General features: G+C 44.2%; 11 protein-coding genes and 8 tRNA genes. All 19 read right to left on the reverse strand.

The genetic code is table 11. The features are described 5' to 3' along the window. Positions 1 to 92: 92 nt before the first annotated feature. The 19 genes from L8S15_RS05285 to pncC all read right to left on the reverse strand — a co-directional run bounded on the left by L8S15_RS05285 (position 93) and on the right by pncC (position 15,995). Positions 93 to 2,951: a pitrilysin family protein gene (locus L8S15_RS05285; protein ID WP_016768200.1), complete on the reverse strand. Its 2,859-nt coding sequence runs from the start codon at positions 2,949 to 2,951 to the stop codon at positions 93 to 95. Positions 2,952 to 2,960: 9 nt separating this feature from the next. Further along, positions 2,961 to 3,422: a YqaA family protein gene (locus tag L8S15_RS05290; RefSeq protein WP_010435850.1), complete on the reverse strand. Its 462-nt coding sequence runs from the start codon at positions 3,420 to 3,422 to the stop codon at positions 2,961 to 2,963. 6 nt (positions 3,423 to 3,428) lie between these two features. Beyond that, entirely contained in the window at positions 3,429 to 4,382 is a 954-nt protein-coding gene (locus L8S15_RS05295) for an NADP-dependent oxidoreductase (protein ID WP_016785576.1), read from the reverse strand. A 170-nt stretch (positions 4,383 to 4,552) separates the two neighbouring features. Further along, on the reverse strand, positions 4,553 to 5,683 hold the full coding sequence (locus L8S15_RS05300) for a sodium ion-translocating decarboxylase subunit beta (protein WP_010435846.1): 1,131 nt from the start codon (positions 5,681 to 5,683) through the stop codon (positions 4,553 to 4,555). Positions 5,684 to 5,692: 9 nt separating this feature from the next. Then, positions 5,693 to 7,477 (reverse strand): sodium-extruding oxaloacetate decarboxylase subunit alpha, encoded by a 1,785-nt coding sequence (gene oadA, locus L8S15_RS05305; protein WP_016768196.1) that lies wholly within the window; start codon positions 7,475 to 7,477, stop codon positions 5,693 to 5,695. A gap of 31 nt (positions 7,478 to 7,508) precedes the next feature. Then, entirely contained in the window at positions 7,509 to 7,766 is a 258-nt protein-coding gene (locus L8S15_RS05310) for an oxaloacetate decarboxylase subunit gamma (RefSeq protein WP_010435831.1), read from the reverse strand. Positions 7,767 to 8,141: 375 nt separating this feature from the next. Next, positions 8,142 to 8,218: transfer RNA gene (locus tag L8S15_RS05315), tRNA-Arg, on the reverse strand. An 81-nt stretch (positions 8,219 to 8,299) separates the two neighbouring features. Continuing rightward, a tRNA-Arg gene (locus tag L8S15_RS05320) sits at positions 8,300 to 8,376 on the reverse strand. Positions 8,377 to 8,433: 57 nt separating this feature from the next. Continuing rightward, positions 8,434 to 8,510, reverse strand: a tRNA-Arg gene (locus L8S15_RS05325). Positions 8,511 to 8,568: 58 nt separating this feature from the next. Then, a tRNA-Arg gene (locus L8S15_RS05330) sits at positions 8,569 to 8,645 on the reverse strand. 80 nt (positions 8,646 to 8,725) lie between these two features. Next, positions 8,726 to 8,802, reverse strand: a tRNA-Arg gene (locus L8S15_RS05335). An 89-nt stretch (positions 8,803 to 8,891) separates the two neighbouring features. Beyond that, a tRNA-Ser gene (locus L8S15_RS05340) sits at positions 8,892 to 8,984 on the reverse strand. 44 nt (positions 8,985 to 9,028) lie between these two features. Continuing rightward, positions 9,029 to 9,105: transfer RNA gene (locus L8S15_RS05345), tRNA-Arg, on the reverse strand. A gap of 44 nt (positions 9,106 to 9,149) precedes the next feature. Next, positions 9,150 to 9,242: transfer RNA gene (locus L8S15_RS05350), tRNA-Ser, on the reverse strand. Positions 9,243 to 9,717: 475 nt separating this feature from the next. Then, positions 9,718 to 9,915, reverse strand: a complete 198-nt coding sequence (csrA, locus tag L8S15_RS05355; protein ID WP_009847619.1) for a carbon storage regulator CsrA — start codon at positions 9,913 to 9,915, stop codon at positions 9,718 to 9,720. 92 nt (positions 9,916 to 10,007) lie between these two features. Further along, positions 10,008 to 11,189, reverse strand: coding sequence for an aspartate kinase (locus tag L8S15_RS05360; RefSeq protein ID WP_010435816.1), 1,182 nt, complete (start codon positions 11,187 to 11,189; stop codon positions 10,008 to 10,010). 220 nt (positions 11,190 to 11,409) lie between these two features. Continuing rightward, positions 11,410 to 13,992, reverse strand: a complete 2,583-nt coding sequence (gene alaS / locus L8S15_RS05365; protein ID WP_010435813.1) for an alanine--tRNA ligase — start codon at positions 13,990 to 13,992, stop codon at positions 11,410 to 11,412. A 328-nt stretch (positions 13,993 to 14,320) separates the two neighbouring features. Further along, positions 14,321 to 15,361, reverse strand: coding sequence for a recombinase RecA (gene recA, locus L8S15_RS05370; protein ID WP_010435812.1), 1,041 nt, complete (start codon positions 15,359 to 15,361; stop codon positions 14,321 to 14,323). A 139-nt stretch (positions 15,362 to 15,500) separates the two neighbouring features. Then, a complete protein-coding gene (gene pncC, locus L8S15_RS05375; RefSeq protein WP_016768194.1) occupies positions 15,501 to 15,995 on the reverse strand; it encodes a nicotinamide-nucleotide amidase in 495 nt (164 codons plus the stop codon). Positions 15,996 to 16,064: the final 69 nt, after the last annotated feature.

The following is a 16,064-nucleotide window of genomic DNA, read 5'->3' on the forward strand; positions in this document are numbered from 1 at the left end:
TTCACTTATCTTATATCGTTCTGATTAGAACTATCATAAATTAGGTTGGAGGAGAAAAGTAGAGTCTATTCCCTCCCCCTTTAATGTGTACTCTAACGAATGATTTCAAGCTCTTCTATTGGAATATCTAACTTTTCTAATTGAGGACGAAGCGAAGTCGCATCGCCAACAACAATTATTTGATAATCATTCGGGTCAAACCATTTCTTCGATAGCTCGTTTAACGTCTCTTTTGAGACGGTTTCAACTATCTGATTACGTTGTTGTAGGTAATCTTCATCTAGGCTCAATGCGACAATATTACTCAACAAACCAGCCTTTTGACTTGGTGTTTCGTATTTAAGCGCATCTTGTTGACCGACGGCAAGGCGCATAAATTTCACCTCTTCGTCAGTTAATCCACTCTGACTAAACTCATTCAGTTCATTAATAAACTCTTGAATCGATGGAACCGTCGCATTGGCTCTCACTTGAGCACTAAATACTACGGCACCGGTTTCTCGAGTACTCGCGAAGTAACCGCTTGCACCGTAAGTGTACGCCTTGTCTTCACGTAAGTTTTGGTTAATGCGGCTATTGAAGTTACCGGCCAAGTTAAAGTTGGCTAGCTGGCTCAAATACAACTCACCAGTCGCGTCGAAAGGTAAACCTTTACGCACTAAACGAACGATGCTCTGTGGTGCTCCTGGCTTATCCACTAAGTACAAACGTTGCCCTGAAAGCTCTTTGATGATCTGAGGACGCGTTAGTGGTGCCGCATCGCCTTGCCATTGTTCGAAGAATTGAAGCTGCTTGCTGGCCTCTTTCTTCGAGATGTCGCCTACAATAACAATATTAGCCCCCTCAGGAGTATAGTGCTGACTGTAAAACAGTTTTACATCGTCTAAGGTTAACGATTCTAAAGAGGCCTTAGTACCATCACTAGCTCGACCAAAGATGCTGTTGCCAAACAAAACTTCACGTGTGGCTTGAGAAGCCATCCAGCTTGGTTGTTGATGCTGATAAACCACCCCTTCTAACATCTGTTTCTTAACGCGTTCGAAATCTTGCTCATCAAACTTAGGCTTAAATAGAACCTCTTCTGCTATTGCTAAGGTTTGAGGCAAATTTTTCTCTAACGTTGAGATAGAAATATCCGTGGTGTAGCTGCCCGCGTTTATGCTAACGCTACTGCCCAATTTATCTAAGGTTGCTTGTAACTCTTCAACCGTTCGTTGAGTCGAGCCTTCTTCCATCATCGCTGCGGTTAGGTTTGCTAGGCCTTCTTGACCTTGACGAACATAACGCTCACCAGCAGGAAGCTGAATTTGTAGCTGTACTGTCGGTGTTTCATTGGTCTCGGTACCAATCAAGTCAGTACCGTTTGCAAAGTGCATGCGATAAAGATCAGGCATAGTTGCTTCAACACCAAAGTTCACTTCAGGCATCACACTGCGATCAAAAGTATTCGGTGCTTTTCTGATATCAAGCTGATCTTCCGTTACCTTGCTGTATTCAGGCAGAGTACGATCGGGGGTAGTGAAAGTGGCTTCACGAACCGCTAAATCGAGCTGTTTTTTCGGAACGACACTCAACGTCACCTTATGCTTACCCTCGATAAAATCTTGATAAGCTTTGCTAACACTTTCAGGCGTAACCGCTCGAATTTGATCTAACTGCGATTCAATACGATCCGGTTGGCCATAGAAAGTTTGATTAGAAGCGAGTTGTGACACCTTGCCTTTGACACTTTGCAGCGCAAAAACCGCATCCGCTTCAGCCATACCAGTAATTTGGTCTAAACGCTCTTGTTCAACACCCTCTTTAGAAAATTGTTCTAAGGTATCCATCAATTCTTTATTAAGAACCGTCAAATCACCTTTTTTACCCGAGTTGCCCATCGCATAAACATACATAGTACAAGCGAGTTCAGCACAATCATGGAAAGATCCTGCGCTTACTGCTTTTTGTGTTTTTACTAGGTTTTGATACAGGTAACTGTTGGTACCAGAACCCAATACGTTAGACAAAGCATTTATTGACGCTTGTGTTTCTTCACCGCGATAAGTCGTCGGCCAGCCGACAAGCACCATCGGCTGACGAATATTATCTTCTAGGGTGATGTATTTATCTTCTTTTAGTATCGCTGGTTGCTTCTCTGCAGCCTTAACTTCCGGGCCTCTAGGGATAGGACCAAAATACTTGTTAATCCACTCTAGCGTGTCATCAACATCGATATCACCACCAATCGTCAATACTGCATTATTTGGACCATACCAACGTAAGAAGAAAGCCTTAAGATCATTCACATCAACGCGGTCTAGATCTTCAACATAACCAATTGGTTGCCACGAATATGGGTGGCCTTCAGGGTAAAGAGCTTCACCCATTCGTTCCCACATTAAACCATAAGGGCGGTTTTCATAACTCTGAGCTCGTTCGTTTTTAACCGTGCCTCTTTGAACCTCAAATTTCTTTTGAGAAACCGCGTCCAATAGGAAACCCATTCGGTCTGATTCTAACCACAACATTTTCTCAAGTTGGTTAGAAGGAACCGTTTCAAAGTAATTGGTACGATCGCGGTTAGTAGTGCCGTTTAGCGAACCACCCGCTTCGGTAATAATCTTAAAGTGTTGCTGGTCACCGACGTTCTCAGAGCCTTGGAACATCATGTGTTCAAAGAAGTGTGCAAAGCCCGACTTCCCAATCTGTTCACGAGCAGAACCGACGTGATAAGTCACATCGACATGCACCAATGGATCAGAATCATCAGGGGAAAGAATAACAGTTAGACCATTCTCAAGTTGATACTTAGTATAAGGGATCACAACTTTATCTTTGGAAGGTTTAACTTCTTCTAATAAAGTTACGCCTTCCGGTAATGAAGAAAAGAAGGGTGTTGAGCTAGGTACATTGTAAGAACAGCCTACGATGGCGATAAGAGAAAATGTACCAAGTAAAACCTTTTTCATAGGTTCTCCTTAGAAAAAACCGAAGTAAATAGCAGCTAGTAAGCTATAGCGAGCGGCCTTGCCAATTGCTATCAAGATAACGCTAGGGATGAATTTCATTCTTAGCCAACCCGCAGCAAGACACAACGGATCACCAATGATCGGTAACCAACTAAACAACAGAGTCCAATAACCATAGCGGCTCAGCCAAGCCATAGCCTTATGACCATGTTTTTCAGATTCAGTTCGGTTAGGCAACCACAAACCAATCCAATAATTGGTCAAGCCGCCTAAGGTATTGCCAAGTGTCGCCAAAAGGATAATCGATGATGTTGAGAACTGATCTAAGCTCAAGGCAGCCACAAGGCTTGCTTCTGAACCGCCGGGTAACAATGTGGCACTCAAAAAGCCACTGATGAAGAGTACCCATAGCGCTGAATCTGAAAACCACAACGCTATATTTTCAAAAAGAGAATTGAAAAACTCTAGCACTGCATATCAACCTTCTTGCATTTTAAGTAGTACCTTGCCTCTGGTGTGTCCGGTTTCAACCTGTAGGTGAGCCGACTGCGCTTCGTCTAACGGGTAAATACCTTGAATTTCTGTTTTGAGCAATCCAACGCTAACCATGTAAAGCATGGTATCCATTTGCTCTGGGTTTGGCTCAACCAGCATACCTGATGCAGTAAAGCCTAATAATGTTGCTTTTTCGCAAATCAATTCAGCAGATAAAGTTGGGACTGTCACAACTCTTGCACCATCTTTTAAGCACTTCAGTGCATCAAGAGCGGTGTCTCCACCGACAAGATCGATCAAAACATCAACATCAGAGACTCGTTCAGATGCCGGAGCAAATTTATAGTTGATCGCATGAGCCCCTAATGTCGCTAGGTAATCAAGGTTGGATTCACTACAAGTTGTGTAGACTTCAGCTTTTGCCGCCACAGCGATTTGAACCGCTAGGTGACCAACGCCGCCTGCCCCCGCCAGAATGAGTACGCGATCGCCCTCTTTCACTTCAGCTTTGTTTAGTGCTTGTGCTGCTGTTTGGCTAGCGAGTGGCAGTGCAGCTGCCGCTTCTAGCGTAACTGAATCAGGTACCATGCTTAAGGCTGCTTCTGGAACACACACATACTGGCTGTAGCCGCCACCTTGCAGTGGGAAACCAATAAAGCCAGCTACATTATCGCCAATAGCAAAGCGCTCAGTCTGATCGCCTACCGTGACGATTTGCCCTGAAATGTCGTAACCAGGAACCCAAGGAAGGTTCTCTTTGTTCTGCGCCGCGGCCCAACCGAGGCCTGCACGAGTTTTAACATCAATCGGATTAATGCCCGAAAAAGAAACTTTAACCACCACTTCTCCAGCTTTAGGCTCAGGAATAGCACGGGTTTGAATACTAAGGTTTTCGACGCCGCCGAATTGAGTAATCGCTATCTGTTTATTTTCCATTTCCACATTTCCTTGATTGATAAAGCCCTAGTGAGCAAACACCCTAATTGATAAAAAGAAAGGGATGCGAAAGCATCCCTTTGACTATAAACCATTTAATAAGGCTAAGTTAACCGCTCATTCGTAAATTGACGACCAATTAACGTAACGATACATGACCTAGTATTTTATTAGCCTACTAGCGCTAATAAAATACCCGCAGCAACCGCACTACCAAGTACACCAGCCACGTTAGGTCCCATTGCATGCATTAACAAGAAGTTCTGAGGGTTTGCCTCAAGTCCAACCTTGTTCACAACACGAGCCGCCATCGGAACGGCTGATACACCAGCTGCACCAATAAGTGGGTTAATGTCTTCTTTCGAGAAGCGGTTAAGCACCTTCGCCATCAAGACACCACCGGCCGTACCAATACTGAACGCCACGGCACCTAAACCGAGAATACCAAGCGTCTCTAGGTTCAAGAACGTATCTGCTTGAAGCTTAGAACCAACGCCTAGACCTAGGAAAATAGTCACGATGTTAATCAGTTCATTTTGGGCTGTTTTTGAAAGACGATCCACTACACCAGCTTCACGCATTAAGTTACCCAAACAGAACATACCTACGAGAGGTGTTGCTGAAGGTAGGAACAAAATCGTCATCAATAGCACAGCCAGCGGGAAAAGAATTTTCTCTGCTTTGCTAACATGACGAAGTTGAGCCATCTTAATCTTACGTTCTTCCGGTGACGTTAACGCTTTCATAATTGGAGGCTGAATAATAGGAACCAAAGCCATGTAGCTATATGCCGCTACGGCGATTGCGCCTAATAGATCAGGAGATAACTTACTCGCCAAGAAGATCGCAGTTGGGCCGTCGGCACCACCAATGATCGCAATTGACGAAGCATCTGCCATCGAGAACTCCATTCCAGGAACATAATTCAGCAAGATTGCACCAAATAATGTTGCAAAGATACCAAACTGAGCAGCAGCGCCTAGCCACAGTGTTTTAGGGTTCGCAATTAACGCACCGAAGTCCGTCATAGCACCAACACCCATAAAGATTAGTAGTGGAAAAATACCCGTCTCAATACCTACGTAGTAGACGTAGTAAAGCAAACCACCAGGCTCAGTAAATCCAGCATTTGGAATGTTTGCTAATACTGCACCAAAACCAATAGGTAACAACAATAAAGGTTCAAACCCTTTTCGAATTGCCAAAAACAACAATAAGCAACCAACCAGCATCATACAGATTTGGCCGAACTCAAAGTTAGCAATTCCTGTTTCAGACCATAAGGTCATCAATCCTTCCATGGTACTCCCTTACGCCAAGCTTAGTAGTGGAGCGCCTACAGTAACTGCATCGCCTTCTTTAACATTCAATTCTTGAACGATACCACCACGAGCAGCACGAACTTCCGTTTCCATCTTCATCGCTTCCAAGATAAGCAGAACATCGCCTTCAGCAACCTCCGCACCCGGTTGAACGATAACTTTAAAGATGTTGCCCGCCAATGGCGCAGGTACGGATTCTGCATCAGACGCTGCCACTGGTGCCGTTTGAGTCGCTTGAGCCGGTTTTGCCGATGGTGTTACTGATGTAAGTTCACCTTGTGGGCCAACTTCAACATCATAAACTTGACCATCAACCTTCACGCTATAGCTTTCAATACCACCAGAAGCTTGTACAGGAGCTGCTGCAACTGGAGACGCTGTTTCTAGTGTTGGCGCAGGCTCAAATGCTTCAGGGTTATGACGATTTTTAAGAAACTTAAGACCTACTTGTGGGAACAATGCGTAAGTAAGAACATCATCAACCGTGTCTTCAGCTAATGAAATACCGTCTGATTTTGCTTTTTCTAAAAGCTCTGTCGTTAGCGTATCCATCTCTGATTTAAGTAAATCAGCAGGGCGACAAGTGATTGGCTCAGCACCATCGAGAACTTTAGCTTGCAGTTCAGTATCAACTTCAGCAGGAGCTTGACCGTATTCACCTTTCAGTAGACCAGCCGTCTCTTTAGTGATGCTCTTATAGCGTTCACCCGTTAGCACATTGATAACCGCTTGAGTACCGACAATCTGAGAAGTTGGTGTTACCAAAGGAATGTACCCAAGCTCTTTGCGTACGCGTGGTATCTCTTCCAGTACCTCATCCATACGATCGGCCGCACCTTGCTCTTTCAGCTGGCCTTCCATATTGGTTAGCATGCCACCAGGAACTTGAGCAATTAAAATACGAGAATCCACACCTTTTAACTGACCTTCCCATTTTGCGTACTTTTTACGTACATCACGGAAATAAGATGCAATAGGCTCAATCTGATCAAGTTTAAGGTTAGTATCGCGCTCAGTACCCTCTAACATCGCCACAACAGTTTCAGTTGGCGTGTGACCGTAGGTACAGCTCATTGAAGAAATAGCGGTGTCTAGAATATCGATTCCCGCTTCAACGGCTTTAACCGCGGTTGCTGTCGATAGACCGGTTGTCGCGTGGCTATGTAGCGCTAGAGGCACGTCACACGACGCTTTGATACGAGTAATCAGCTCTTCAGCTTCATACGGCTTCAATAAGCCGGACATATCTTTAATACATAGAGAGTGACACCCTAAATCCTCTAAGCGTTTAGCCAAATCAACCCAAGTATCTGAGTTGTGAACCGGACTGGTTGTATAAGACAAAGTACCTTGAGCGTGACCACCAACGTCGATCGTTGCTTTCACTGCTGTTTCAAAGTTACGTACATCATTCATCGCATCAAAGATACGGAAAACATCCATACCATTCTGGTGTGCACGTTCAACAAATTTTTCGACTACATCATCCGCGTAGTGACGGTAACCCAGCAGGTTTTGACCACGCAGTAGCATCTGCATTGGTGTGTTTGGCATCGCTTTTTTCAGTTCACGCAAGCGCTCCCATGGATCCTCTCCAAGAAAACGGATACACGAATCAAACGTCGCTCCGCCCCAAGTCTCTAATGACCAGTAACCGACTTTATCCAGTTCTGCCGCAATTGGCAGCATATCTTCGATACGCATACGAGTAGCAAATAGTGACTGGTGCGCGTCACGAAGTACCACATCTGTGATAGCTAGTGGTTTAGACATGCTCATAAACTCCTTTTTAATCCTTTAAATGCTACTTAGCAGTAGACGCACGGTATTGATGAACCGCGGCCGAAATTGCTGCCACAACTTGTGGACTAACAGCTGAAGGGTTTGATTGTGATTTTTTAATTTTTTTAGGTGCTGCGATCGGTTCAGGTACTTCTTCTGGTACCAGTTTTGACATCAACCGAACGAGGTAAACTAGAATAGTTAGGAAAATAAAGACAACGGACATACCCGTTATCATTAGAGTTGCCGCATCTCCTAGCAGGCTTCCAATATTAGTCATGTTGCTTCCTTTCTTCGTCATCCTGACATGTGCGCAGGATTTCAGCGAATAGTTATCCCGACCCATGGATTATCTCGATTGCTAAAAGTTTGTCAATTTTGTTTAAGGTTCTGTTACGGATAACGCACACATCAGGTTAATTATTCGCCTATCAGATCACATAAATCTGTTAAATACGTCATTTTTAGATATTTAAACTGTGACTTAAACGGGGCTCTTCTGAGAAATGATATGAGAAAGGTAGAATAAGAAGGAAGCACTCAAGAACTACTTAAAATACAATAAGTTAAATAATCATTAAATTTAACATTACAGCAACAATTTTATGGCAAGTATAAAAAAAGCCTCGCATAAACGAGGCTTTTTTTAATAATGTGGCGCGCTCTGGAGGATTCGAACCTCCGACCGCCTGGTTCGTAGCCAGGTACTCTATCCAGCTGAGCTAAGAGCGCACGGTTTTAATATCAATTTATTGTTAGTAACAACATATCAATATAAGGATTTCATTCTCATAAGAAAGAAGCCCTAAAGAATGGCGCGTCCTGGAGGATTCGAACCTCCGACCGCCTGGTTCGTAGCCAGGTACTCTATCCAGCTGAGCTAAGGACGCGCAGTTTTCGATATCGGTATTTCCAATATCAGGAGTTCACAAGGAAACCCTAAAGAGTGGCGCGTCCTGGAGGATTCGAACCTCCGACCGCCTGGTTCGTAGCCAGGTACTCTATCCAGCTGAGCTAAGGACGCGCAGTTTTCGATATCGGTATTCCCAATATCAGGGGTTCATAAAAGAAACCCTAAATAGTGGCGCGCTCTGGAGGATTCGAACCTCCGACCGCCTGGTTCGTAGCCAGGTACTCTATCCAGCTGAGCTAAGAGCGCACGGTTTTAGTATCAACTTGTTGTAATCAACAATTCAATACAAGGATTTTCATTCTCGTAAGAAAGAAGCCCTTAAATAGTGGCGCGTCCTGGAGGATTCGAACCTCCGACCGCCTGGTTCGTAGCCAGGTACTCTATCCAGCTGAGCTAAGGACGCACGGTGTTCATTCACTTAGAATGAAGTTGTGAAATATATCACATTCTTCTTGCTACGAAGAAAAAAAAAGGCCATCGGCCTGTAATGAATGGCGGTGAGGGAGGGATTCGAACCCTCGATGCGGCTACAAACCACATACTCCCTTAGCAGGGGAGCGCCTTCGGCCACTCGGCCACCTCACCTAATTCATTATTCCCAAATCACTTACAAGTAAGAGAAAAGAGAATGGCGCGTCCTGGAGGATTCGAACCTCCGACCGCCTGGTTCGTAGCCAGGTACTCTATCCAGCTGAGCTAAGGACGCACATTTACATTTGTCTAAGTTGCTAATTTTAGACTCGCAAGAAATGGCGGTGAGGGAGGGATTCGAACCCTCGATGCAGCTACAAACCACATACTCCCTTAGCAGGGGAGCGCCTTCGGCCTCTCGGCCACCTCACCGTCTTGCGGAGGCACATATTACGTTTTACCGAAAATATGTCAAACACTTTATTGAAAAAAATTGGACAAAAACACTCAACCGTTTGCTATTTAATCAAAGCGCTTGCAAATTGAACTTCCAAGATCAATTTAACGCATTTTCCCTTAAAAATTAAGGCGAAAGATTGACGATAATAAACAGTCGAAAACAATTATCTATTTTATCCAGTAACAAGTGTTACCGCTGTTTGCACCATACTACGGGATGCATTATTGCGCCATAGGGTAAGCTAACAAAACTTGAGTTTTAGCCAACAAATAAACCGTCAAACGAACGACTTCAATCACGTCTGTGTCTCACCACTTTATGAAGTATTCGTTTCACTGCCGCAGTGATCATCTAGCTGGTCATCAATTTATATAGAAATACTCTTTTCTATTCTGCAAGATCAAAAAAGGCTAGCAATAATGCTAGCCTCTTCTCTACGCAAAAGTATTAGTAGTTGCCAGGTGCAACGTTACCATTACCTTTTTCAGCTTGAATGCGCATGTAAATCTCTTCACGGTGAACAGATACTTCTTTAGGTGCGTTAACACCGATACGTACTTGATTACCTTTAACGCCCAGTACAGTAACTGTTACTTCATCACCAATCATCAGTGTTTCGCCAACGCGGCGAGTCAAAATTAGCATTCTTTGCTCCTTGAGTAATCTCTAAATTTATCTAGCTACGAGAGCATTATCCAACAAAAGTTATATTTTCGTAAACTATCGATTGAGTTTATTTAACCAAAATGCACTTCTTTTTTAGGATAATCCTGTGTTTCACGCGCTACGATGTATGCATTGTGTAATATGTTAGCAGCCATATCGACTTGCGTTGGTGATATCACCAAAGTTAAAGACTGCTGCTGCAATAAGTGATGTTGTACATCAATTTCGCCTTCAGACAACAATCCATGTGAACTGACCACAATATCTTGTGTTCGGCTTCCTACCACAGTTAACAAACTAACCTGTTCACTATTACGGATTTTTTCGGCAAAAACTAGTTTTAATTTAGCACTTATGTCTTGTTTAATAATGAGCGCTGCCCGTTCTGTTTCCTCGATCACACTACAGACTTCGATCCCTAACAAATGGCATTGCGATATAAAAGACGGTAAATCATCATTCAAACACTCAATACGCACCATATCTCTTTGAATGGCGATGCCAGCGATCTCATTCAAACACTGATTGCCCGCAATTAACGTGCCCTCGCCTGATTCAAAACTAGATAGCACTCTCAATGGCAGATTATGTTGCCACGCATACTGGACACACGGTAGATGCAGCACTTTAGCGCCTCTACGGGCCATCTCTTCCATCGAGGGAAAATCTAGAGTATCCAGTTTTTTAGAATGCTTAACGACTCTAGGGTCACAAGAATAAACACCATCAACATCAGTATAGATTTGGCACTCTTTAGCCTGCAGTGCGCCCGCTAGTGCAACCGCCGTGGTATCTGAACCGCCACGGCCTAATGTCGTTATATCGCCTTTGGCACTGAAACCTTGAAAGCCAGCCACTACGACAATTTGACCATCATCTAACAGGGCTTGAATTGGAGCGGTATCAATACGCTCAATCGTCGCATTATTATGATTTGAATCGGTGTGTATCTTAGCTTGATAACCCGTCATCGATGTCGCTTCATAACCTAACTTGTGCAACGTCATCGCCAACAAAGCCATGGAAACTTGCTCTCCAGCCGTTAACAGCACATCCAGTTCTCTAGCGTTTGGTACGCTATCAATTTGCGAGGCTAAGTTAACTAACCGATTTGTTTCACCTGACATAGCAGAAACGACAACCACTACCTGGTTACCTTCATTTTTCGCTTCAATGATTTTATCTGCTACATGATGGATTCGCTCTATTGAACCCACCGACGTTCCACCAAATTTCTGCACGATAAGAGGCATTTTCACCCTTCCTCACCTTCCCAAGACCAATGTCTATATATGACAAAAAAACACTCGCTCCGCGTCATAGCGAAGCAATAAAAAATTAACCAAGGAGTCTAACGTTACCATTAGACTTCTTGGTTAATCTCAATCAAACCTTGTTTAAAAGCTCTTGCTATAGGCAAAATAAAAGATGCCCAATCAATTGATTGGGCATCTTTATATCAATTACTTAAGCTTAAAGGCGCTCTTCAAGCCAAGTACGTACCGATTTAAGCGCTTCTGGTAGTGCTTCAACGTCTGTACCACCCGCTTGAGCCATATCAGGACGACCACCGCCTTTACCGCCAACTTGCTCAGCAACCATCTTAACGAGGTCACCCGCTTTTACTTTGCCAACAAGGTCTTTGGTTACGCCAGCAATCAAGCCAACTTTGCCGTCAGCGATATTCGCGATAAGGATGATGCCGCTACCTACTTGGTTTTTAGCGTTATCAACCATAGTACGTAGGTTCTTGTTGTCTGCGCCTTCAATTGCAGCAACCAAAACTTTAGTACCAGAGATATCTTCTACTTTGCCCATGATGTTTGCGCTTTCTGCCGCAGCCATCTTTTCTTTAAGCAGTTGGATTTCTTTCTCTAGCGATTTTGCTTTCTTAGCTGATTCAGCAAGCTTCTCTTCGTAAGCGTTAGCCTGAGCTTCTACTGCATCTAGAGCTGCTTCACCCGTTACCGCTTCAATACGACGAATACCCGCAGCAATACCACCTTCAGAAGTGATCTTGAATAGGCCGATATCACCCGTATTGCTTGCGTGGATACCACCACAAAGTTCAGTAGAGAAATCGCCCATAGATAGAACGCGAACTTCATCATCGTACTTCTCGCCAAACAGTGCCATTGCACCTTTTTGTTTCGCTGACTCGATGTCCATGATGTTGGTTTCAATCACGTGGTTCTTACGAACTTGTGCGTTAACCAAGCGTTCTACTTCTTTAATCTGTGCCGGTGTTACCGCTTCAAGGTTGGAGAAGTCAAAACGTAGATTGTCTGGCTTAACTAAAGAACCTTTCTGAGCAACGTGCTCACCTAGCACTTCGCGCAGTGCAGAGTGAAGTAAGTGAGTTGCAGAGTGATTCAGTGAAATAGCAGCACGACGCTCAGCATCAACGCGCGCTTCGACTTTATCGCCTTGAGCAAATACGCCTTCAATTAGCTCGCCGTGGTGTGCAAATGCGTTACCTAGCTTCTGAGTATCTTGTACTTTGAAGAGACCCGACGCAGTGCTTAGCGTACCAGCGTCACCACATTGACCGCCTGACTCTGCATAGAATGGTGTCTCTTCAAGGATGATGATTGCTTTGTCGCCAGCCGATAGTGAAGATACTTCTTCACCGTCAACGAATAGCGCAGAAATTTCACCAGCACCTTCAGTACTTGTGTAACCACAGAACTCAGTGTTCGTGTCTACTTTGATCGTCGCGTTGTAATCAGTACCGAACTGACCGGCTTCACGTGCACGCTTACGCTGTGCTTCCATCGCCTTCTCAAAGCCTTCTTCATCGATGGTAAAGTCGCGTTCACGAGCTACATCGTTCGTAAGGTCAGCAGGGAAGCCGTATGTATCGTAAAGTTTGAATACTGTTTCACCGTCAAGCTCTTTGCCTTCAAGTGCGTCTAGTGCGTCGTTAAGGATAACCATGCCGCGCTCGAGCGTGCGACCAAAGTTCTCTTCTTCAATGCGAAGTACTTTTTCAACAAGCTCTTGCTGTTTCTTAAGTTCATCTGCCGCAGAGCCCATCACTTCAGCCAGTACACCCACAAGTTTGTGGAAGAACACGCCTTGTGCGCCAAGCTTGTTACCGTGACGAACTGCACGACGAATAATACGACGTAGAACGTAGCCACGACCTTCGTTTGAAGGCATAACGCCGTCAGCGATTAAAAATGAACAAGAACGGATGTGGTCAGCAATAACGCGTAGCGATTGGTTAGATAGATCGTCATGACCCACAACTTCCGCTGTCGCTTTGATTAGCTTTTGGAATACATCAATTTCGTAGTTAGAGTGAACGCCCTGCATGATTGCAGAAATACGCTCAATACCCATACCTGTATCTACAGCAGGCTTAGGTAGCGGTTCCATTGTGCCGTCAGCGTGACGGTTGAACTGCATGAATACGTTGTTCCAGATCTCGATGAAACGGTCACCATCTTCTTCAGGTGTACCAGGACGGCCGCCCCAGATGTGCTCACCGTGATCGTAGAAGATTTCAGTACATGGACCACAAGGACCTGTGTCACCCATCGTCCAGAAGTTATCAGACTCGAACTGTTTACCGCCTTCTTTGTCGCCGATTCGAACGATACGGTCAGCAGGTACACCTACTTTCTTGTTCCAGATATCGAATGCTTCATCATCTGTCTCGTATACCGTTACTAGTAGACGATCTTTTGGCAGTTGAAGAGTTTCCGTCAGGAATTCCCAAGCAAACCCAATCGCTTCTTCTTTGAAGTAGTCACCAAAGCTGAAGTTGCCTAGCATTTCGAAGAACGTGTGGTGACGAGCCGTAAAACCTACGTTTTCAAGGTCATTGTGTTTACCACCCGCACGTACACAACGCTGAGCCGTAGTTGCTCGAGTGTAGGCACGTTTTTCGGCGCCTAAGAAGCAATCTTTGAATTGGTTCATACCTGCGTTAGTGAATAGCAGGGTTGGATCGTTATGTGGAACTAACGATGAACTGTCTACGATTTGGTGTTCTTTGCTCTCAAAGAACTTAAGGAACGCGTTGCGAACCTCATCAGTGCTCATGTACATGCAGCTCTTCCTGAAAATAGTCGAGTTAGAATTTTGCCGTATTGTAGATCATGGTTAAGGCTTCGACTAGTTTTCTTGTAGAAAAGACACCCTTGGGCAGGATTTTAGTTGAAATTCGATAAAACGTAGAATATTCCACTATATCTAGCCGTAGAAAAGCAGAACTAAATTGGCGACATAATCACTAAAAACTCAGGTAACGAGAGAGAGTTGATTAAAGAGATATCCGATAGGCTATTCCAATAAAAAAGCCCCGCAAAATATGCGAGGCTTTAAATTCTTTCCAAGTGAATGCTTATTTCAAGCATTCACTTTATAAAACGTTAGCTTATAGCTCTTCGCTTTCTTCTTCTTTCTCTGCGCCCTTCTCTTCAAGAACAGCAGGAGTTAATAACAACTCACGAAGTTTAGTATCGATCTCAAGAGCAACCTCTGGGTTTTCACGTAGGTATTTACCAGCGTTAGCTTTACCTTGACCGATCTTGTCGCCCTTGTAGCTGTACCAAGCGCCTGCTTTTTCTACTAGCTTATTCTTAACACCTAGGTCGATAAGCTCACCTTCACGGTTGAAGCCTTTGCCATAAAGAATTTGAGTTTCAGCTTGTTTGAATGGTGCAGCAATCTTGTTCTTAACAACCTTGATACGCGTTTCATTACCAACAACTTCATCACCATCCTTAATCGCACCTGTACGGCGAATATCAAGACGAACAGATGCGTAGAACTTAAGCGCATTACCACCAGTTGTTGTTTCTGGATTACCGAACATCACACCAATCTTCATACGAATTTGGTTAATGAAGATAGCCATACAATTAGACTGCTTAAGGTTACCTGTTAGCTTACGCATTGCTTGAGAAAGCATACGAGCTTGAAGACCCATGTGGCTATCGCCCATTTCGCCTTCAATTTCCGCTTTAGGTGTCAGTGCAGCTACTGAGTCAATAACAAGAACGTCGATAGCACCTGAACGAGCTAGAGCGTCACAGATTTCTAATGCTTGCTCACCCGTATCAGGTTGAGAAACAAGAAGCGCGTCGATATCAACACCAAGCTTCTGAGCGTAAATAGGGTCAAGTGCGTGCTCCGCATCAACGAATGCACACGTTTTACCTACTTTCTGTGCTGCAGCAATAAGCTCAAGCGTTAACGTTGTTTTACCTGATGATTCTGGGCCGTAAACTTCAACGATACGACCCATTGGAAGGCCACCAGCACCTAGTGCGATATCTAGAGATAGAGAACCTGTAGAAATAGTTTCTACGTCCATTGTGCGGTTGTCACCAAGACGCATGATCGAACCTTTACCAAATTGTTTTTCAATCTGACCAAGGGCTGCGGCTAACGCTTTTTGTTTATTCTCGTCCATTTCTATCTCCACATAATCGGTTGTCTCAACAAGCGATTTAGAATCTATTTCTAACCCACATAGGGGTGACTAATTGGCTTTCATTATACTGTTGATTCATACAGTGTCTATACCTGTGTGAAAATAATTTGTACAAATGTTATCTGTCTTCCATTGAGAGGTAATCATAAATAACTTGCAGGGCATGGTGCGTCGCTTGTTGGCGTACTTGTGATCTATCACCTGTAAATACATTCGTTTCTACTTTATTCCACCCATCACAGGCCTTCCAAGCAAAACACACCGTCCCTACAGGTTTATCTTCCGAGCCACCACCAGGACCGGCAATACCACTTATCGATACCGAAATTGTGCCATTTGAATTTTGCAACGCACCATCAGCCATTTCGATTACTACAGGCTCACTGACAGCACCAAACTTAACTAAGGTTTCAGACTGAACACCGATCATCTCTTGCTTTGCTTCATTACTGTAGGTAACAAAGGCGCGATCAAACCATGCTGAACTTCCAGCAATATCTGTAATAGCGGTCGCTACACCTCCACCAGTGCAAGATTCAGCCGTCACTAAGATATGTTGGTGTTTAGCGAGTAAATGTCCAAGCTGTTCACTAAGAACTTGAATCGTATACATCATCGGCTTCCTTTATCTACGGTCATATCATTTGGATTTGCATCTTTTCGCATGTGTCGCTTTTCGCAC

It is taken from the genome of Vibrio sp. S/42/10 (assembly GCF_029890535.1).
Lineage (GTDB): Bacteria > Pseudomonadota > Gammaproteobacteria > Enterobacterales > Vibrionaceae > Vibrio > Vibrio cyclitrophicus.